This is a genomic window from Mesorhizobium sp. M0898 (assembly GCF_040319695.1).
GTDB lineage: Bacteria > Pseudomonadota > Alphaproteobacteria > Rhizobiales > Rhizobiaceae > Mesorhizobium.
Genome location: NZ_JAMYOE010000006.1, coordinates 1 through 19,206 on the forward strand (window position 1 = coordinate 1; position 19,206 = coordinate 19,206).

At 64.7% G+C, this 19,206-nt stretch carries 15 protein-coding genes and 1 pseudogene; 5 read left to right on the forward strand and 11 right to left on the reverse strand.

Annotated elements, in window-relative coordinates:
- Positions 1 to 151: 151 nt before the first annotated feature.
- From NKH90_RS09825 to NKH90_RS09875, 11 genes and pseudogenes are all read right to left on the reverse strand, one after another.
- The gene (locus NKH90_RS09825) at positions 152 to 964 is read right to left on the reverse strand and encodes an enoyl-CoA hydratase family protein (RefSeq protein WP_023676833.1); all 813 of its coding nucleotides are present in this window, start codon (positions 962 to 964) and stop codon (positions 152 to 154) included.
- Positions 961 to 1,431, reverse strand: a complete 471-nt coding sequence (locus NKH90_RS09830; protein ID WP_023676834.1) for a MarR family winged helix-turn-helix transcriptional regulator — start codon at positions 1,429 to 1,431, stop codon at positions 961 to 963. Before NKH90_RS09830 ends, NKH90_RS09825 begins: the two co-directional genes overlap by 4 nt.
- The gene (locus tag NKH90_RS09835; protein WP_352470008.1) at positions 1,425 to 2,198 is read right to left on the reverse strand and encodes an SDR family NAD(P)-dependent oxidoreductase; all 774 of its coding nucleotides are present in this window, start codon (positions 2,196 to 2,198) and stop codon (positions 1,425 to 1,427) included. The genes NKH90_RS09830 and NKH90_RS09835 overlap by 7 nt, the downstream gene beginning before the upstream one ends.
- A complete protein-coding gene (locus NKH90_RS09840; RefSeq protein WP_352681315.1) occupies positions 2,195 to 4,489 on the reverse strand; it encodes a bifunctional salicylyl-CoA 5-hydroxylase/oxidoreductase in 2,295 nt (764 codons plus the stop codon). Before NKH90_RS09840 ends, NKH90_RS09835 begins: the two co-directional genes overlap by 4 nt.
- Positions 4,490 to 4,632: 143 nt before the next feature.
- Positions 4,633 to 5,232, reverse strand: a pseudogene (locus NKH90_RS09845) (VOC family protein).
- A gap of 80 nt (positions 5,233 to 5,312) precedes the next feature.
- Positions 5,313 to 6,143 carry an ATP-binding cassette domain-containing protein gene (locus NKH90_RS09850; RefSeq protein ID WP_352819172.1) on the reverse strand — a complete coding sequence of 277 codons (831 nt, stop codon included), beginning with the start codon at positions 6,141 to 6,143 and terminating at the stop codon, positions 5,313 to 5,315.
- Positions 6,136 to 7,026, reverse strand: a complete 891-nt coding sequence (locus NKH90_RS09855; protein WP_352819174.1) for an ABC transporter ATP-binding protein — start codon at positions 7,024 to 7,026, stop codon at positions 6,136 to 6,138. The genes NKH90_RS09850 and NKH90_RS09855 overlap by 8 nt, the downstream gene beginning before the upstream one ends.
- Complete coding sequence (locus tag NKH90_RS09860) at positions 7,023 to 7,871, reverse strand: ABC transporter permease (RefSeq protein ID WP_352681309.1); 849 nt, start codon at positions 7,869 to 7,871, stop codon at positions 7,023 to 7,025. Before NKH90_RS09860 ends, NKH90_RS09855 begins: the two co-directional genes overlap by 4 nt.
- Positions 7,864 to 8,871 (reverse strand): ABC transporter permease, encoded by a 1,008-nt coding sequence (locus tag NKH90_RS09865; RefSeq protein WP_352819177.1) that lies wholly within the window; start codon positions 8,869 to 8,871, stop codon positions 7,864 to 7,866. The genes NKH90_RS09860 and NKH90_RS09865 overlap by 8 nt, the downstream gene beginning before the upstream one ends.
- 70 nt (positions 8,872 to 8,941) lie before the next feature.
- Positions 8,942 to 10,468 carry an ABC transporter substrate-binding protein gene (locus NKH90_RS09870; protein ID WP_352819179.1) on the reverse strand — a complete coding sequence of 509 codons (1,527 nt, stop codon included), beginning with the start codon at positions 10,466 to 10,468 and terminating at the stop codon, positions 8,942 to 8,944.
- Positions 10,469 to 10,575: 107 nt separating this feature from the next.
- Entirely contained in the window at positions 10,576 to 12,150 is a 1,575-nt protein-coding gene (locus NKH90_RS09875; RefSeq protein ID WP_352819181.1) for a phytoene desaturase family protein, read from the reverse strand.
- 117 nt (positions 12,151 to 12,267) lie between these two features.
- Between NKH90_RS09875 and NKH90_RS09880 the strand changes: the two genes are divergently transcribed.
- From NKH90_RS09880 to NKH90_RS09900, 5 genes are all read left to right on the forward strand, one after another.
- On the forward strand, positions 12,268 to 13,059 hold the full coding sequence (locus tag NKH90_RS09880; RefSeq protein ID WP_352540480.1) for a cyclase family protein: 792 nt from the start codon (positions 12,268 to 12,270) through the stop codon (positions 13,057 to 13,059).
- Positions 13,060 to 13,190: 131 nt separating this feature from the next.
- Entirely contained in the window at positions 13,191 to 14,762 is a 1,572-nt protein-coding gene (locus NKH90_RS09885) for a phytoene desaturase family protein (RefSeq protein ID WP_352813730.1), read from the forward strand.
- Positions 14,762 to 15,241, forward strand: coding sequence for a MarR family winged helix-turn-helix transcriptional regulator (locus tag NKH90_RS09890; RefSeq protein WP_352819183.1), 480 nt, complete (start codon positions 14,762 to 14,764; stop codon positions 15,239 to 15,241). Before NKH90_RS09885 ends, NKH90_RS09890 begins: the two co-directional genes overlap by 1 nt.
- 42 nt (positions 15,242 to 15,283) lie before the next feature.
- Positions 15,284 to 17,437, forward strand: a complete 2,154-nt coding sequence (locus NKH90_RS09895) for a thiamine pyrophosphate-dependent enzyme (RefSeq protein ID WP_352613854.1) — start codon at positions 15,284 to 15,286, stop codon at positions 17,435 to 17,437.
- The gene (locus tag NKH90_RS09900) at positions 17,430 to 19,019 is read left to right on the forward strand and encodes an indolepyruvate oxidoreductase subunit beta family protein (protein ID WP_352819185.1); all 1,590 of its coding nucleotides are present in this window, start codon (positions 17,430 to 17,432) and stop codon (positions 19,017 to 19,019) included. Before NKH90_RS09895 ends, NKH90_RS09900 begins: the two co-directional genes overlap by 8 nt.
- Positions 19,020 to 19,206: the final 187 nt, after the last annotated feature.

A 19,206-nucleotide genomic window follows, 5' to 3' on the forward strand; every position in this document is an offset into this window, starting at 1 on the left:
ATCCCGAACCTCCCGGCGCAAAGCGCGCCAAACTGTTCGCGATGTCCTCGCACACCTGTTCGCGATGTCTCCGGTCCAAACACCCTCTTGAGGGGGAGATGGCCGGCAGGCCAGAGGGGGGTGCTGTCCCGCCAGCGTGGAAGCGATCATCTCAATTTCCCTCGAACACCGGCTTCTCCTTAGCCACGAAAGCCGTGTACGCCCGCTCGAAATCGCGGGTCTGCATGCAGATCGCCTGCGCCTGTGCTTCCGCTTCGATCGCCTGGTCGAGACCCATCGACCATTCCTGGTTCAGCTGCGTCTTGGTCATGCCATGGGCGAAGGTCGGGCCGGAAACGATGCGCGCGGCCATGTCGAGCGCGTCGGCCTCAAGCGTTGCGGTATCGACCAGCCGGTTGTAGAAGCCCCAGCGCTCGCCTTCCTCGGCACTCATCGTGCGGCCGGTATAGAGCAGCTCGGCGGCGCGGCCCTGGCCAATGATGCGCGGCAGGATCGCGCAGGCGCCCATGTCGCAGCCGGCAAGGCCTACGCGGGTGAACAGGAATGCTGTCTTGGCCTGGGGCGTGGCGATGCGGATATCGGAGGCCATGGCGATAATCGCGCCGGCGCCGACCGCCACGCCATCGACCGCCGCAATAATCGGCTTGCCGCAATTCAGCATCGCCTTGACGAAATCGCCCGTCATGCGGGTGAAGGCGAGCAGCGCCTTCATGTCCATCTTGACCAGTGGGCCGATGATTTCGTGGACATCGCCGCCCGAGCAGAAATTGCCGCCATTGGGCAGGACCACCACAGCATCGACATCATCGGCGTAGACAAGGTCGCGAAATATGTCGCGCAATTCGGCATAGCTGTCGAAGGTCAGCGGGTTCTTGCGCTCCGGTCGATCGAGCCGGATCTTTGCGATCTTGCCTTCGACCTGCCAGAGGAAATGCTTCGGCTTGCGGCCGGCCAGCTTCGTCATTCCCGTCCCTCCCAATTGCTGCGGAAGGAGGTCAGCATGCCGGTCAGCCGGCGCGCCTCATCCTCGCTCACATTGCCCAGCAACTCGCCGACCCATTTCTCATGCGCGGCGGCGATCACGGCGAAAATCTTCGATCCCTCTTCTGTCAGCCGCACCATCGAGGTGCGGCGGTCGCCATTGCGTCGGGCCCGCATCACCAACCCTTCCGAGACCAGCCGGTCGATGATGCCGGTGACATTGCCGTTGGACACCAGCAGGAAGCGCGAAAGATCGCTCATCAGCATGCCCTCCGGCGCGCGGTAGAGCGCGGCCATCACGTCGAAGCGTGGCAGCGTTGTGTTGAACTCTTGCCGCAGTCGTTCGCGCAGCTCGGCCTCGATGGTGCGCGAGGCGCGCAGCAGGCGTATCCACAGCCGCAGGCGGTCCTTGCCGGGTCCGGACGGGGCGGGCAGGGGACCGGCTACCATGTCTCACCTCCGGAGATCGAAATCGTCTGCCCGGTAATCGACCGGGCGGCGTCGCCACACAGATAAAGTACCGCGGCCGCAATTTCTTCCGGCTGGATGAAGCGGCCTTGCGGGTTGGTCGCGGCTAGGCTCGTCCGTGCCTGCTCGGACGAACGGCCGGTCGTTTGGACGATGCGTTGGACGGTGCTCTCCAGCATCTCGGTTTCGACAAACCCTGGGCACACGGCATTCACTGTTATGCCGGACTTGGCGGTCTCGACGGCGAGTGCCCGCATCAGGCCGACGACGCCATGCTTGGCGGCAACGTAAGCTGCGACATAGGGATAGCCTTTCAGTCCGGCGGTGGAAGCGACGAAGATGATACGGCCAGTCTTGCGCACTGCCATGCCGGCCAACGCCGGCTTCACCGTCAGGAACGCACCGGTCAAGTTGACGTCGAGCGTGCGCTGCCAGTCTGCCAGCGAGGTCCGCTGCGCCGGGGCACTGCCGGACATGCCGGCATTGGCAACGACGATGTCGAACGCTCCGCGTGCCGCTTCCGCGGCCTCGTAGAGCGACGCCATCGACGTCTCGTCGGTGACGTCGGCGGCAATGGCGAAGATGGACTTGTTCTCCGCGGCGACCTCGGCAAGCGGCTCCACGCGCCGGCCGCAGATGGTCACGTCAACGCCCGCGCCGGCCAGCGCCAGCGCGATCGCGCGGCCGACGCCGGAGCCGCCGCCGGTGACCAGCGCATGACGCCGCGAAATCGTCACCGCGGCACTCATACTTTCAACCCCGCTGCCGCTTCGCGTTCGGCCACCCGGTAGAGCTGGTCGCGGCCGGGCAGATAGGGATCCGGCCATTTGACGCCGCGATCGCCAAGCGTGACAGCTGCGTGCAGCGTCCAATACGGATCGGCAAGATGCGGCCTAGCCAGCGCGACGAGATCGGCGCGGCCCGCCATCAGGATCGAGTTGACGTGGTCCGGCTCATAGATATTGCCGACCGCCATCGTCGCCATGCCGACCTCGTTGCGGATGCGATCGGAAAACGGCGTCTGGAACATGCGGCCATAGACCGGTCTTGCCACGGCCGACGTCTGGCCGGCCGATACGTCGCAGATGTCTACGCCGGCCTCATGCAGCAGCCGCGCGATCTCTACGGCATCGGCCGGCGTCACGCCTTCGATGCCCAGCCAGTCATTGGCGGAGATGCGCATCGAGATCGGCTTCTCGGCCGGCCACGCGGCGCGCACCGCATGAAAGATTTCCAAGGGGTAGCGCATGCGGTTTTCCAGCGAGCCGCCATAGGAGTCGGTGCGCCGGTTGGTCAAGGGCGTGATGAAGGAGGACAGGAGATAGCCGTGCGCGGCGTGGATTTCGAGCATGTCGAAGCCGCAGCGCGCCGCCATCTCGGCCGAAGCGACAAACTGGCCGCGCACCATATCCATGTCGGCGCGGTCCATCGCCTTCGGCACCTGGTTTTCCCGCGACCACGGCACGGAAGACGCTGCCATGACGGGCCAATTGCCTGAGGGCAGCGGCACGTCGGTTCCCTGCCAGCCGAGCCTGGTCGACCCCTTTGCACCGGAATGGCCGATCTGGGCGCAGATCTTGGCCTCGGTTTCGGCATGGACGAACTCGACCAGCCGCTTCCAGGCGACCTCATGCTCGGGCGCATAGAAACCGGGGCAGCCAGGCGTGATGCGGCCCTCCGCGCTGACGCACGTCATCTCGATGTAGAGGAGACCGGCGCCGCCCTTGGCCCGTTCGGCGTAATGGGCGAAATGCCAATCGGTCGGACAGCCGTCGACCGCCTTGTACTGCGCCATCGGCGAGACGACGACGCGGTTCTGCAGCGCCATGCCGCGCAGCCGGAACGGCGCGAACATCGGCGCGCGACGCAGATTGTTGCCCCCGGCGCCGGCCTGGCGCTGGAACCACTCCTCGGCGCCGGCCAGCCATTCGGCATCGCGCAGCCGCAAATTTTCGTGACTGATGCGTTGCGAACGCGTCAGCAGCGAATAGTTGAACTGCACCGGATCGAGGCCGAGATAGCGCTCGACCTCCTCGAACCATTCGAGCGAATTGCGCGCCGCCGACTGCAGCTTCAGCACTTCGGTGCGGCGGGCGTCCTCATATTTGCTAAAGGCGGCCTCGAGGTCTGGCTCGGACTCGACATAGTCGGCCAGCGCCACCGCGCTTTCCAGCGCCAGCTTGGTGCCGGAACCGATCGAGAAATGCGCGCTCGCCGCCGCGTCGCCCATCAGCGCCAGGTTCTTGTAGGACCAGCGTTCGCACAAGACGCGCGGGAAATTGATCCACGCCGAGCCGCGGATATGATTGGCGTTGGTCATCAGCGCGTGGCCGCCGAGATGACGGGCAAAGATGCGCTCGCAGACGGCAATCGATTCCTGCTGCGACATCGCGCCGAAGCCGAAGCGCTGCCAGGTCTGCTCGCTGCATTCGACGATGAAGGTCGCGGTATCGCTGTCGAACTGGTAGGCATGCGCCCACACCCAGCCATGCTCGGTCTTTTCGAAGATGAAGGTGAAGGCGTCGTCGAATTTCTGGTGGGTGCCGAGCCAGACGAACTTGCATCTACGAATGTCGATATCGGGCTTGAACACGTCGACGAAGGTGCTCCGCGCTTTCGAGTTCAACCCGTCGGCGGCGACAACCAGGTCGTGCGTCTCCATATATGGCTTGGGATCGGCGATGTCGGTTTCGAAGACCAGCTTGACGCCGAGTTCGCGCGCGCGCCGCTGCAGCAATGTGAGCAGCCGCTTGCGGCCAATGCCGCAAAAGCCGTGACCGGTCGAGACCGTGCGCACGCCGTCATGGATGACGGCGATATCGTCCCAATAGGCGAAATGCTTGCGGATCCAGACGGCGCTGACCGGGTCGTTTTTGGTCAGGTTCTCCAGCGTTTCGGCCGACAGCACGACGCCCCAGCCAAACGTGTCATCGGCACGGTTGCGCTCGAACACCGTGACCTCATGCGCGGCATCCCTGAGCTTCAGCGAGATTGCAAAGTAGAGCCCGGCTGGTCCGCCGCCGAGAACCGCAACTTTCATCGTGCGATCTCCTCTTCGCTTCTGTTTGTCGAGTTTACGCCTGAGGCGGATTAATTCAAGCTTGAAGTTTCAGGATTGAAACAATCCGCCCCAGAAACCCAGCTTGCCGGCAGTCGGCTTGCGCAGGCCAGGGACGCCCCGGGCTATTTTTCCGGGTTCTTCGGGCTCCACAGCACTGTCTCCGCATCTTTTTCATAGGCCATGCCATTGGGATAGCTGATCGCTTCCAACTGCAAGCCTCAGGGCGCCTGGAAGTAGAGGATGGTTTGGCCGGCGGCCGGGCCTTCGGTAACCGGCAGCGGCCCCATCCGCGTCTTGACGCCCTTGCCGTCAAGATAGGCGTTTGCGGCGGCGATGTCGTCGACATAGAAGGCGATATGGAAGCCGCCTATGTCGCTGTTGCGAGGCGTCAAGTCCTTCTGGTCCGGCGCGGTGTATTTGAACAGCTCGATGTTCGACCCGTGTCCGCAGCGGACCAGGGTGATCTCCTCAATCACCGCCTTGGGATCGACGCCCAGCAGATCCTGCATGAATGTGCCCTTGTCGTCGGCGAACGGGCCGAACGACATCGCCTTCTTGCAGCCAACCACCTCGGTGAAGAAATCGACCGCCTGCTCCATGTCGGGGACGGTGACGCCGGTGTGGTCGTGGCCTCGCATGCCGGGTATCGAATCAGCCGAGGCTGCTCCCATCGAGCCGACTAGAGCGGCCGCAAGCATCGTGTTTCTGATTGCGTATTTCATTCCAGTTCTCCTCCGTTTCGCGAGCTGACTTGTCGGCGCACGTCCGAGGCCCGCTCTTCGGCGTGCGAATAGGAATGTGTTCATGCCAGCGCCTTTGCGGCGGGAAGCAGCCAGGCGTCATCGATCTCGGGCAGCGGAATGGCGGCGAGCAGGTCGCGCGTGTAAGCCTGCTGCGGCTGCTCGAACAAAGTATCCGTCGCACTGGCTTCGACGATCGCGCCTTCGCGCATGACGATCACTTGCCGGCAGAGCCGCCGGATCACCGACAGGTCATGGCTGATGAAGGCAACGGTCAGGCCCATCTCCGCTGCAAGCTTTTCCAGCAGCGTCAGGATCTGCGCCTGGGTCGACACGTCGAGGCCGGAGACGATCTCGTCGGCCAGCACGAATTTCGGCGACAGCGCCAGCGCTCGGGCAATGCCGACGCGCTGGCGCTGGCCGCCCGACAATTCATGACGATAGCGGCTGGCGAAGCCTTGCGGCAGGCCGACGCGCTGCAACGCCTCCGCGACACGATCCCTGAGATTGTCGCCAAGCCCGTTCTGCTTGAGCGGTGCTGCGATGATGCTGAAGATGGTGCGGCGCGGGTTGAGCGACGACATCGGATCCTGGAAGATCATCTGCAGATTGCGGCGCAGCGGCCGGAGCTCGGCCTCAGGCAGGTGTGTGATGTCGCGGCCGTCGAAGATGACCTTGCCGGCGCTCGGCTCCAGAAGCCGCACTAAGGCGCGGCCAAGCGTCGATTTGCCGGAGCCGGATTCGCCGACGATGCCGGTCACCGATCCCTTTGGCAGGTCGAAATCCAGCCATTTCAGGATCTCGGCCAAGGGCGCGCGGCCGATCAGCGGCTTGCGCGTCATGTCGGGCAGCGCGACCTTCAGCCCACGCACGGAAAACAGCGGCTCAGCCATGCGGGCGCCTCCAGGCCTGATCGGCGGCGGCGATCTCCGAAGCAAGCCCGGCCAGCACCGCCTCGTCCACCGGCTTCAGCGAGGCGAAGGGGTCCGTGTAGCGTGGCGTCGCGGCCATCAGAGCTCGTGTGTAGGGGTGCTGCGGGGCGGCGAAGAGAGCGGCCGTTTCGGCCTCCTCGACCACCTTGCCGGCATAGAGCACCGACACCTTCTGGCTGATCTTGGCGACGACGCCGAGATCATGGGTGACGAACAGGATTGCCGTGCCGTGCTCGCGCTGCAGCTGCGCGATCAGCCGCAGGATCTGCTTCTGCACGGTCACGTCGAGCGCCGTGGTCGGCTCGTCGGCGACGATCAGCCTTGGTTCGGCCGCAAACGCCGCGGCGATCAGCACGCGCTGGCGCATGCCGCCGGACAGCTCGTGCGGATAGCATTTGAGGACACGCTCGGGGTCGCGGATCTGCACCTCGTCCAGCAATTGGCGAATGCGTGTATCGGCCTTCTCACCGCTCCAGCCGAGGATGCGCACCAGCCGGTCGGTCATCTGCGGGCCGATTCGCCGTGACGGGTTGAGCGCGGTCAGCGGGTCTTGCGGGATCAGCGCGGTGCGCGCGCCGATCAGCGTGCGCCTTGCCTTTGGCTGCAGCTTGCCGAGGTCCTCGCCCTCGAGCAACATATCGCCTTCGACGATGCGCACGCTCGAGGGCAGCACGCCAAGCACCGCCTTGCCGATCATCGTCTTGCCGGCGCCGCTCTCGCCGACCAGCGCGCGCACCTCGCCGGGCTCGACGGCGAGCGACACCGAGCGCAGCACGCGCGAGCCATTAGGCAGCACCGCGCTAAGGCTGCGTATGTCAAGGCAGGGTTTCGCCAGCGCGTTCATCGCAGCACCGGATCGAAACGTGCCCTGAGACCTTCGCCGAACTGGCTGAACGACAGCACCGTCAGGATCAGCGTGACCAGCGGGAACACCAGCACCCACCAGGCCTGATGGATCGACAGACGGCCCTCGGCGATGATGCCGCCCCAGGTTGGGTCGTCGGTCGAGATCGACAGATTGACGAAGGACAGGATCGCCTCGACGATGACGGCAATGCCCATCTCCAGCGACAGCAGCGCGACGATCGACGGCACCACATTGGGCAGCACTTCGCGCAGCATGATGCCGATGCGGCCGTAGCCGGCGATGCGGGCGTTCTCGACATAGTCCATGCGCGACTGGCCCAACGTCTCGGCGCGGATCACCCGGCAGAAGCGCGTCCAGTCGATGACGGCGATGGCGATGATGACCGAGCTCAAGCCGGTGCCGAGCACGGCGACCAGAAGGATGGCAAACAGCACAGGCGGAAACGCCATCCAGACATCGACGATACGCGAGATGATGCGGTCGGCCCAGCCGCCGAAATAGCCGGCGATCAGGCCGAGCGTCGAGCCGACCAGGCAGGCGGCAAGGGCTGCCGCGAAGGCGACGATGAAGGCGATGCGGGCACCGAAAATCAGCCGTGACAGAAGATCGCGGCCGAGGCTGTCGGTGCCGAGCCAGTAGCCGGGCTCAGCACCGCTCAGCCAGAACGGCGGCAGCCGCTCCAGCATCAAATCCTGCGCCAGTGGGTCCTGCGGCGCGACCAACGGCGCAAAAATCGCGGCCAGCAGCGCAATCAGCAGCCAGCCCCCGGCCAGCCACAGGCGTGCCCGCGAGCCATGTCTTGAAATGCGGGCCTCATCCATGGCGCAGCCTCGGATTAAGCAGCGCATACATCATGTCCACGCTGAGGTTGATCAGCACGAACAACAGCGCGAAGACCAGCACGATGCCCTGGATCAGCGGCAGGTCGCGGTTGATGACGGCATCGATCGCCATGTTGCCGAGACCCTCATAGGAAAACAGTCGTTCGACGATGACCGTGCCGCCGATGAGGAAGGTGAACTGCACGCCGACCAGCGTCAGCGTCGGCAGGGCCGCGTTCTTGAGCGCCTCGCGCAGGATGACCTGCGTTTCCGAAAAGCCCTTTACCCGCGCCAGCACGACGTAGTCGAGGTCGAGCACTTCCTTCAGCGACTGTTTCAGCAGCTGCGAGATGATCGCGGCCAGTGGCAGCGCCAGCGCAATCGCCGGCATCAGCATGTGTGCCAGCAGGTCCCTGGTCAGGTCGAAGCGCAGCCGTACGATGCTTTCGAACAGATAGAATTGCGTGGCGAAGGGCAGGTCGAGCTGCGGCGAGACCCGGCCAGAAATGTCGAAGATGGGCACCAGCACGCCAAACAGCAGGATCAGCACCAGGCCCCACAGGAAATCGGGAATCGAGAGTGCCGCACCGCTGGCAATGTCGATGCCGGCTTCGACCGCGGTGCCGCGTTCGCGCGCGCCGAGGATCGCCGTCGTGCCGCCGATCGCCAGTGCCATTACAAGCGCGACGATGGCGAGTTCCAGCGTCGCCGGGAGGCGATTGAAGACCAGCCCAAGCACGTCCTGCCGCAGTGAGATCGACGTGCCGAAATCGCCCCTGACGACACCGGCCAGCCAGATGAAGAATTGCTGGACGATGGTCTTGTCCAGCCCGTAAAGCGCGCGCAACCGCGCGATGTCGGCATCGGTCGCGCCGGGCGGCAGCATCATCGCGATCGGGTCGCCCGGCGCGACACGGATGACGATGAAGACGACGATCGCCACGCCGAACAGCGTGATCGCCATGGTCAGAAGACGGATCAGGAATCTTTGCAGCAGCATGGTCGCCTGTATGCCTGGCGGAAAAGGCGCGCCGTGGTTGCAGACGGCGCGCGTTAGTCCTGGGCTGATCTCAGGCCGGGCTCATCAGCGCCGGCAACAGCGCGCCGGACACATGCTGCACCACATTGACGCCCTTGGCATGCACGATCGGCTGCGCATACTGGATCAGCGGCAGCACATAGGCCTGTTCGGCGATATATTTGTCGACGGCCTTCCAGCCGGCAATGCGCTTGGCCTCGTCCTTCTCGCCCCATAGCGGGTTGATCATGTCGATCAGGTCCTGGCTGTCCCACACCGAATGCGGGCTCGGGCCATACATGGCAAAGCCGGTCGACGTGGTGGGATCGCCGATGGCATTGCCCCAATTGTAGAAGGCCGCCGGCGCCAGCTTGTCGGCGGCGCGCAGCTCGTAGTGCTTGGCGATCTCGTAGACCTCGATCGTCGCCTCGATGCCGACCTTGCGCCACATGCCGACGATCGCCTGGATCATCTCGTAATCCTTGGGCTTGAAGCCCTTCGTCGTCTGTATCGTGAACTTGACCGGCTTTTCCGGCGAATAGCCGGAGGCGGCCAGCAGTTCCTTGGCCTTGTCCGGATTGTGCTCCACCTTGATCGACGCATCGTAGGCCGCGTATTCCGGCGTCTCCAGCGTATCGATGGGCTGGCCGTAACCGCGCAGCAGCCGGTCGACCAAAAGCTTTTTGTCGACCGCCATCACCGCCGCCTGGCGCACGTTCTTGTCCAGCATCACGTCGATGTCGTTGAAGAAGATCATGCCGATGTCGGAAACGTTCTTGCATGAGCCGGCAAGTCCATCCTTGGCGATCAGGCGGTCATATTCCTCATAGGGGACCTCGAGGGTCACCTGCGAGGAACCGGACTCGATCTCGGCGACGCGGCTCGCCGCATCGGTAACGAACTTGATGGTTACGTTCTCGAAGGCCGGCTTGCTGCCCCAGTAGTTCGGGTTGGCCTTGAGCCGCAGGAAGGCGTTGCGCTCGAATTTGTCGACCATGTAGGGCCCGGTGCCGATCGGGGCTTTCTCAAAACCCTCGGCGCCGACCTTTTCGTAATAGGCCTTCGGCATGATGTAGCCGGTCAGGAACGACATCCACTTGAAATACACCGGGTCGAATTGCACGACGTCGCCGGTGATCTTGTCGCCGTCGATCTTGAAGTTGTTGACGTTCTTCCAGACGAACTGGATCGGGTTGCCGGTTTTTTCATCGCCCGCCCGCTGCAGCGACCAGACCACGTCTTCGGCCGTGAATGGCGAGCCGTCATGCCAGGTGACGCCCTCGCGCACCGTCATCATGATCTTGCTGCGACCCTCGTTCCAGCCCCATTCGGTGAGCAGGCCGGGCGCGAAAGAAAGATCCGGCTTCTGCGGGATGAACTGGTCGAACACCGACTGGTACACACCCTGGATGGTCGGGTTGACCGCTGAAGGCCCGGTGGTCGGGTCCCAGGACGGCAAATTGACATTGTAAGCGATGGTCAGTTCGCCGGCAGCCCTGGCGATTTGCGGCAGGCCGAGCGCCGTGGCGCCAAGTGCGGCCGCGCCATATCCGAGCAATTCTCGTCTGTTGATTGTCATGGTCGTTCCCCTGTTGCTTTTATGCGCGGTGTCGTTGTCAATCGGTGGGTTCAGGCTCCTTGGGCAACCGCGCCTTGTCCTCCTTCACCCTAGATGAAAAATGGAGCCTACCTCCCGCCAAGTTGTTGCGCGAGCATGAAGCCCGACGCCGCCCCGGTGCCGGCGCCGGGCCATGTTGCCGCCCCGGTCAGGTGCAGATTGCCGACCGGCGTGTTCCAGCCAGCGTAACCGCGCGCCGGCCGGAACAGGAAATTCTGCGCCAGATGATGGCTGCCGCAGATCTGGTCGCCGCCGACAAGGTTCGGGTTCTCGCGTTCGAGGTCGATGGGCGAGAACACGGCGCGGCCGAGGATCTTCCGACGAAGGCCGGGCGCATAGCGCTCGATAATGTCGAGGACGCGCTCGGCGTAGTGCTCCCTAGCCTCGTCCCAGTGAGCCACCGCGATCGTGCCCGCCGCATCGCCTGCAATCTCGGCTGGCAGCATGCGCACCTGCACCCAAAGTACGTGCTTGCCGTCCGGCGCGCGCGAGGGATCGACGGCCGTCGGCTGGCCGACGACCAGCACCGGTTCGTCCGGCAGCACCCCTGACATCGCCTGCTGATAGGTCCAGGACATGGCATCGAGCGACGGCGACAGATGCACATAGGCGAACTGCCGAAGCTCGGCACCGGCGCGCCAGTCCGGCAGGTCGTCGAGCGCCAGATGGATCATCAACGTCCCCGGCGCGTGGCGGAATTTTTTCACGGCCGTGTCGAAGCCGGTGTCGCCGGATCCGTTAGGCAACAGTTTCCCGGTCAGCGCCTTGGGCGCGACACCGGCGATGACGGCCTTGGTGGCGGTGTGGGTCTCGCCGGAAGTGAGCCGCACGCCGGTCGCTTTGCCGGCCGAAACCGTGATCTCGGCGACATCAGCCCCAGTGACGATCTTGCCGCCGGCGGCCGTGAGCATGCCCGACAAAGCGCGGATAATCGTGTCGGCGCCGCCTCTGCCGAGCACCATGCCGAAGCACTGGTTGGCCATGGATTCGAGGTAAGGGAACACCGCGCCGCCGGCGATGTCAGGCGCGAAATCGAGATGCATGCCCCAGGTGGCCAGCGTCGCCCTGACATGCGGTGACTCGAAAGTATCCTCGAGCCAGGCGCGGGGTGACGAAAGCAGCAACCGACCTGTATCGAGCGCGCCGGCAAAACCCTTCTTGCGCCAGAGGTTCCAGGCGGTGCCGGCGAGCGCACGGCCGCTCATCGGCGAGCCCAGCAGCCGGAACAGATGCTCGGCCTCCGCCGGGAATGCCGCAACCAGACGGCGCCATGTCTGTGCGTCGGCGTCGGAAAAAGCGGCCATGCGCGAGGCGGTCACTTCCAGGTCGCTGCTGACGCCGAACCAGCGACCGTCGGGGAAGGCGCTGGCAAAACAGTCGGCCACCGGCACGAATTCCAGCCCGTGGGTTTTCAATTCATTTGCATATTTCTTGTGAAAGGCCGGGCCGGCGAACAGGCTGAGATTCATCGCGCCGAAATCGTGCCGGAAGCCCGGAAGCGTCAATTCGCGCGTCTGAACGGCGCCGCCGATCGTTGCATTACGCTCGAAAACTGCGGTTTTCCAGCCTTTGAGCGCCAGATGCGCGGCGCATGCCAGACTGTTGTGGCCTGCCCCGACAAATATGGCGTCGAACTCGCTCACGCCCCGTCCCATTTCCTTTATGCTTAAAGATAATTGCAGATGCATATGTTTTCGTCTAGTAGGATATTAAGGGCCGCGAGAGCCTTCAGCACCATCGAGAAAGAGGGAACAGAGACCATGGACACACAACAACTTTTAGGCGAAGTCGCCGGCCAGCTGCTTTCAGGCGCCATTCAGGTGGTCGACCTGACGGCGCCGCTCGGGCCCGACACACCGCTGATCAAGCTGCCGCCGGAACTGGCGGTCGACACGCCGAAGATCGAGATCCACGCCATCTCCGCCTATGACAAGAACGGTCCGTGGTGGGCGTGGAACTGGCTCAAGCTCGGGGAGCATTCGGGCACGCATTTCGACGCGCCCAACCACTGGATCACCGGCAAGGATTATCCGGACGGCGCCACCGACACCATTCCGGCGCAGAACTTCGTCGGACCCGTCAACGTCATCGACTGTTCCAAGCAAGCGGCAGCCGATCACGATTTCCTGCTCACCGTCGATCACATCAAGGCATGGGAAGCCGAACATGGCGCTATCAACCCCGGCGAGTGGGTGGTGATGCGCACCGACTGGTATAAGCGCAACGGCTCGGAAGCCGAGTTCCTCAACGCCAATGAGACCGGACCGCACACGCCTGGCCCGACCGCCGAAGCCATCCAGTATCTGATTAGCAAGGACATCAAGGGCTGGGGCAGCGAGACGATCGGCACGGATGCTGGAAAAGCAGGGGGAATGGAGCCGCCGTTCCCGGCGCATAGCCTGATGCACAAGGCTAACCGCTACGGTCTCGCCAGCCTTTGCAACCTCGACCGGCTGCCGCCGAAAGGCGCGATCCTGATCGCGGCGCCGCTCAAGATCGAGCACGGCACCGGCAGCCCGATCCGCGCGTTGGCGTTGGTGCCAAGGCAATAGGGTAGCTGCGGTCTTCGGGAGAAGATCATGTGCGGAAGTGGCACTGTGGTGACGGAGTGGGAGCGGCAGCCTTGCAAAGCTGCGGCTCTACGGCGCCGTAGAGCGCCAATCTCTGCTAGGAGCACGCATCGATGAGCGCTCCCGATCACATCGTCGTCGGCAGCGGCATCAACGCGCTGGTCTGCTCGGCGATGCTTGGCGGCAAGGGGGCGAAGGTGCTGGTGCTCGAGCGCAACGACCGCATCGGCGGCTGCATGCGCACCGAAGAAATCACCGCGCCCGGCTTCATCCACGACGTGATGGCGACGACCTTTGTCCTGTTCATCACCTCGCCGGCCTATGCGGCGCTGGGCAAGGATCTGGCGCGGCACGGCCTGGAGTTTTGCAACACCTCCACGCCGACCGGTGTGCTGCGCCCGGACGGCAGCCATGCCGTCCTGCGCACCGATCGTACCGCCAATGTAGCGGCGATCAATGCGCTTGCCGCGGGCGACGGCGACCGGCACGCAAACGATGTCGGCGAGATCGAGCGCAACGCCGGTCTGCTGTTCGGACTGCTCGGTGGCAGCCTGTGGTCCTACCCGACGGCCAGGCTGCTGGCGGGTGAAGCCTGGCGGCGCGGCCCGCGTGGCCTTGCCGCCTTTCTCGGCAGCGCGCTGGTGCCGGCGCGCGGTTGGCTGGAAAGCACCTATCAGTCGGAAACCATGCGCGCGCTGTGGGCGCCCTGGGTGCTGCATGCCGGCCTCGGGCCTGAGGACGCGTTCTCCGGCCAGATCGCCAAGGTCATCGCCTTCGCGCTTGAGGCGGCCGGCGCGCCGATCGTCAAGGGCGGTGCCAGGAATCTGCTGGCCGCCTTCGAGGCCCTGATCAGGGAACGTGGCGGCGAAATCCGCACCGGCGCCGACGTCGCGGCTATTGTCCAAAGCGGAGGCCGCGCCGCCGGCGTGCGGCTGGCTTCGGGCGAAACGATCAACGTGAACAAGAGCGTCATCTGCTCGGTCACGCCGACCCAGCTCTACGAGCGGCTGCTCGGCGACGCGGCGCCGAAAGCAGACGTCGAGGCAGCGCAAAAATACCGCTACGGCAAGGGCAATTTCCAGATCCACTATGCCTTGGACAAGCCGCCGGCATGGCGCGGCGAGGGCCTGGACAAGGTCGCGCTGCTGCATCTGACGCCGGGGCTCGACGGCGTCTCGAAGGCCTGCAACGAAGCCGTGCGCGGCATGCTGCCGGAGGTGCCGACCATGTGCATCGGCCAGCCGCACGCGCTCGACCCATCGCGCTGCCCGGACGGCAAGGCGGTCCTGTGGCTGCAACTGCCCGAGGCGCCACGGCATATCAAGGGCGATGCCGCCGGCAAACTGCAAACACCGGCAGACGGTCGCTGGACCGAGGCGCTGCGCGAAGCCTATGCCGACCGTGCCGAAGCGATCCTTGCCAGCCATATCGATGGGTTCAAGGACAGCGTCATCGCACGCCGCGCCTGTTCGCCGGCCGACCTGGAAGCGATGAACATCAATCTGGTCGGCGGCGACCCCTATGGCGGTTCCTCGGCTATCGACCAGTCGTTTCTGTGGCGGCCGTTCAAGACGAGCCGCAATCACGCCACCGGGGTCAGGGGTCTCTACCACATCGGTGCCTCGACCCATCCGGGTGCTGGCTTGGGCGGCGGCTCCGGCTTTCTCCTGGCGGGGAGGCTGTGATGGAACAGAAGGTTGAAAAGCGCCAGCGCATCTCGACTTTGGGCCAGATCGGCCTGCAGCAATTCGCGCCCTATCTGATGAACCGTATCATGGGCCGCTACAACGCCACCTTGCGTGACAATTTCCGCAAGCAGGGTCTGACCATTCCGCAGGTGCGCACGCTGGCTGTGTTGTCGGTCACCGATGGCGTCACCGTCAACGATCTCTCGGTCTATACCGTCATCGAGCAGTCGACCTTGAGCCGCACGCTCGACACGCTGGAGGCGCAAGGGTTTGTGCGGCGCGAGCAGGGGGTCACCGACAGCCGTATCCGCCATGTGTTCCTGACCGACGATGGCCGCGCCGAGTTCGCGCGCGCCTGGCCGGCCATGCACGACGCTTTCGAGGCAATGTTCGACGATGTCGACGATGCCGAATACGCGGCGCTGATCGCGACATTGCAGAAGATGCTGAAGAACATTCGCAAGCACGACATCTGATCTTACGCGCCGCCATCGGGGCGGTAACGGAAGGAGCCCAAAATGGCCGAACGGTCTTTTGCCAAGGAAGTCGAAAAGCTCAGGCTCGGCGCCGGCGAGGAGTTTTCCGGCGAAGGCATTCTCGCCATCACCAAGGCGCTGCTGCAATGCGGCGTAGGCTATGTCGGCGGCTATCAGGGCGCGCCGATCAGCCATTTGATGGACGTGCTGGCCGACGCGCAGGATATCCTGGGCGAGCTCGGCGTGCATTTCGAGGCGAGCGCCTCGGAGGCGACCGCCACCGCTATGCTTGCGGCATCCGTGCATTATCCTATCCGCGGCGCGGCGACCTTCAAGTCGACGGTCGGCACCAATGTCGCCTCCGACGCGCTCGCCAATCTCGCTTCCGGCGGCGTCACCGGCGGTGCATTGATTATCGTCGGCGAGGATTACGGCGAAGGCTCCTCGATCATGCAGGAGCGCAGCCACGCCTTTGCCATGAAGAGCCAGGTCTGGCTGCTCGACCCGCGACCGAACCTGCCGTCGATCGTCAAGGCGGTGGAGGACGGCTTCGAGCTGTCCGAGGTTTCCAACACGCCGGTCATGCTGCAGGTCCGTATTCGCTGCTGCCATGTCCACGGCCATTTCATCGCCAAGGACAACAAGCGCCCGGCAATGACTGTGGCCGATGCGCTCGAGGCGCCGCGCCGCGACACCGGCCGCATCGTGCTGCCGCCCGCGTCGTTCCTGCACGAGAAGGAAAAGGTGCAGAAACGCTGGCCGGCGGCGGTGGATTTCATCCGCACCAACAAGATCAACGAGTTCTTCGGCCCGGAGCACGGCTCGGTCGGCATCGTCATGCAGGGCGGCATGTACAATTCGGTCATCCGGGCGCTGCAGCGGCTCGGCCTCGCCGACACTTATGGCGATACCGACGTGCCGCTCTATGTGCTCAACGCCGTCTATCCCTTGGTCGACGACGAATTCCTGTCCTTCTGCGAAGGCAAGGACGCCGTCCTCGTCGTCGAGGAAGGCCAGCCCAACTACATCGAGCAGGCCTTTGCCGCGATGCTGCACAAGGCCGGCCGCGGCACCAGGCTCGTCGGCAAGGAGCATCTGCCGATGGCCGGCGAATATACCGGCCAGGTGATGCTCGACGGCATCGGATCGTTCCTGCGCGCCACCATCCCGCATCTGCTGCCAAGCGAGGTCCGCGCGCCGAACAAGATCGGCGACGGGCTCGACACCGCCGACCTGATCAACGTCGTCCCGGGCCGGCCGCCCGGCTTCTGCGTCGGCTGCCCGGAGCGGCCGATCTTCGCCGCCACCAAGCTGGTCGAGCAGGAGCTGGGCAAGCACCACATCGCCTCCGACATTGGCTGCCATCTGTTCTCGATCATGCCGCCTTTCGAGCTAGGTGCCACTACCATGGGCTACGGGCTGGGGCCGGCCTCGGCTTCGGCGTTCAATTCGCCCGATGCCAAGCGCCGCTCGATCTCCTTCGTCGGCGACGGCGGCTTCTGGCACAACGGCCTGACCTCCTCGGTCGGCAATGCCGTGTTCAACAAGAATGACGGCGTCATCGTCATCGTCGACAATTTCTATTCGGCCGCGACCGGAGGGCAGGACATCCTGTCGTCCCGCGCCGGCAACAAGACCAAGTCGACCAAGCACCCGATCACCGAGGCGGTGAAGGGCATGGGCGTCAAATGGCTGCGCCACATCGACCGCACCTACGACGTAACCAGAATGCAAGACACGCTGCGCGAGGCGCTGACGACGGACGAGAAGGGCCCGAAAGTCATTGTCGCGTCGTCCGAATGCATGCTCAACCGGCAGCGCCGCGAAAAGCCGCTGGTCGACAAGGCGATCAAGGGCGGGACGCGCATAGTCAAGCCGAAATTCGGTGTCGACGAAGATATCTGCACCGGCGACCATGCCTGCATGCGGCTGTCCGGCTGTCCGTCGCTTTCGGTGAAGTCGCTCGACGATCCGTTGCGCGACGATCCGGTGGCGCATATCGACCAAAGCTGCGTCGGTTGCGGCAATTGCGGCGAGGTCGCCGATGCGGCGGTGCTCTGCCCGTCCTTCTACCGCGCCGATGTCGTCCACAATCCGAGCCGCTGGGACCGTTTCCTTGAAGCCGCGCGTCGCGCCATGATCGGTCTCTTGCAGCGGCGCCGTGAAAACCGGCGCCTGACATTCGCCGATGCTTGACGCCGTGCCCTCATCGCGCTCGAAAGCCGGCGCCCCCGAAGACGAGCGCGTCATCAAGCTTGCCGTGCTGGCGGTCGGCGGCCAGGGCGGCGGCGTGCTGGCCGACTGGATCACCGACGTCGCCGAGCGCAACGGCTACGTCGCGCAATCGACCTCGGTCGCCGGCGTCGCCCAGCGCACCGGCGCCACCATCTATTATGTCGAAATGTGCCGCGACACCGGCCGCCTGCCGGTCTTCGCGCTGTCGCCGTCGCAGGGCGACGTCGACATCCTGATTGCGGCCGAACTGATGGAGGCCGGCCGCGCCATCATCCGCGGCTTCGTCACGCCCGAGCGCACGACGCTGATCGCCTCGTCGCACCGCATCGCCGCGGTCTCGGAGAAGATCGAGCCCGGCGACGGCCGCGCCTCGTCCTCGAAGGTGCATGCCACGGCGGAAGCCGCGGCCAAGCGCTTCATCGCCTTCGATATGGAGAGGATCGCCGCCGACAATGGCTCGATGATCTCGGCCAGCCTGCTCGGCGCGCTGGCCGGCTCCGACGCCTTGCCGTTTACACGCGAGAGCTACGAGCAGGCGATCGGCGCCGGCGGCCGCGGCGTCAAGGCCAGCCTAGCCGCCTTCGGCGCCGCCTACGATCGGGCGCGCGGCATCGCGAGTGCGCCTTCGGGCGACAAGACTGCAGGGCCGGCGGCCGCCGAAACCGGCTTAGCCGCGACGACAAAAGTCAGCGGTCCGGAAAGCCTGTTAAAAGGCTGGCAATCGCTGGCCGCCCGGGTCGATGCTTTGCCGGCTCCGGTCCGCGACATGGCGCTTCGCGGCCTGAAAAAAGTGGTTGACTATCAGGACGTTGCTTATGGCGGCGAGTATCTCGATAGGCTCGACCGGGCCGTCGCTCTGGACAATGCCGAACACGCCTACGCGCTGTCGATCGCCGCCGCCAAGCATCTGGCCAACGCCATGTGCTACGACGACATGATCCGCGTCGCCGACCTGAAGACGCGCTCGAGCCGCGACCGACGCGTACGCCGCGAGGTCGGCGTCAGGGACGGCTCGGTCCTGCAGGTGACCGAATATTTCCATCCGCGCATCGAGGAATTCTGCGGCACGCTGCCGGCCGGGCTCGGCAGCTACATCGAAAGCCGGCCGAAGCTCGCCGCCTTCCTCGACCGCCGCATCAACCGCGGCCGCCACATCCGCACCGACAGTTTCGCCGGCTTCGCCGCTTTGTGGTTCATCGCCGGCTTGCGCCGCTGGCGTCGCCGGCTGCTGCGCCACAAGGCCGAGACCGCGCATATCGAGCGCTGGTATGCGCTGGCGCTGGGCCAAGTCGGCCAGGACTACGCGCTTGGCACGGAGATCCTCAACTGCCGCCGGCTGATCAAGGGCTACAGCGACACCCACGCCCGCGCCCAGTCGAAATTCGACCGGGTGCTGTCGGCGCTCGACCAGCTCAAGGGCCGCCCGGACGCCGCAGACTGGATCCGGCGCCTGCGCGAAGCGGCGCTGAAGGACGAGAAGGGCGACATGCTCGACGGCGCGCTGAAGACTGTGGCGTCGCTGGGCGACAATCCGGTGAAGTGAGCGGCCTTTTTCGAGGCTCGGGGCAGTGGTTGCTTCGCAGAACTACAGTCCGCTTCGCCTGGGCTGTCAACGCCCGCCGTGGCGGGGTCTGCCTGTTCTGTGGCCTTCGTGCCTACGGCAGCGGCAAACATATCTGCTCCAGGACAAATGACGCCCGGTTCCGAGCGGCTATTTGCCAAACATTCCC

Bases quoted from the DNA above. Each gene is read 5' to 3' on its own strand.
- NKH90_RS09830 (WP_023676834.1), bottom strand. From the start codon at position 1,431: ATGGTAGCCGGTCCCCTGCCCGCCCCGTCCGGACCCGGCAAGGACCGC.
- NKH90_RS09900 (WP_352819185.1), top strand. From the start codon at position 17,430: ATGCTTGACGCCGTGCCCTCATCGCGCTCGAAAGCCGGCGCCCCCGAA.
- NKH90_RS09895 (WP_352613854.1), top strand. From the start codon at position 15,284: ATGGCCGAACGGTCTTTTGCCAAGGAAGTCGAAAAGCTCAGGCTCGGC.
- NKH90_RS09865 (WP_352819177.1), bottom strand. From the start codon at position 8,871: ATGCTGCTGCAAAGATTCCTGATCCGTCTTCTGACCATGGCGATCACG.
- NKH90_RS09825 (WP_023676833.1), bottom strand. From the start codon at position 964: ATGACGAAGCTGGCCGGCCGCAAGCCGAAGCATTTCCTCTGGCAGGTC.
- NKH90_RS09840 (WP_352681315.1), bottom strand. From the start codon at position 4,489: ATGAAAGTTGCGGTTCTCGGCGGCGGACCAGCCGGGCTCTACTTTGCA.
- NKH90_RS09850 (WP_352819172.1), bottom strand. From the start codon at position 6,143: ATGGCTGAGCCGCTGTTTTCCGTGCGTGGGCTGAAGGTCGCGCTGCCC.
- NKH90_RS09890 (WP_352819183.1), top strand. From the start codon at position 14,762: ATGGAACAGAAGGTTGAAAAGCGCCAGCGCATCTCGACTTTGGGCCAG.
- NKH90_RS09855 (WP_352819174.1), bottom strand. From the start codon at position 7,026: ATGAACGCGCTGGCGAAACCCTGCCTTGACATACGCAGCCTTAGCGCG.
- NKH90_RS09835 (WP_352470008.1), bottom strand. From the start codon at position 2,198: ATGAGTGCCGCGGTGACGATTTCGCGGCGTCATGCGCTGGTCACCGGC.
- NKH90_RS09860 (WP_352681309.1), bottom strand. From the start codon at position 7,871: ATGGATGAGGCCCGCATTTCAAGACATGGCTCGCGGGCACGCCTGTGG.
- NKH90_RS09870 (WP_352819179.1), bottom strand. From the start codon at position 10,468: ATGACAATCAACAGACGAGAATTGCTCGGATATGGCGCGGCCGCACTT.
- NKH90_RS09880 (WP_352540480.1), top strand. From the start codon at position 12,268: ATGGACACACAACAACTTTTAGGCGAAGTCGCCGGCCAGCTGCTTTCA.
- NKH90_RS09885 (WP_352813730.1), top strand. From the start codon at position 13,191: ATGAGCGCTCCCGATCACATCGTCGTCGGCAGCGGCATCAACGCGCTG.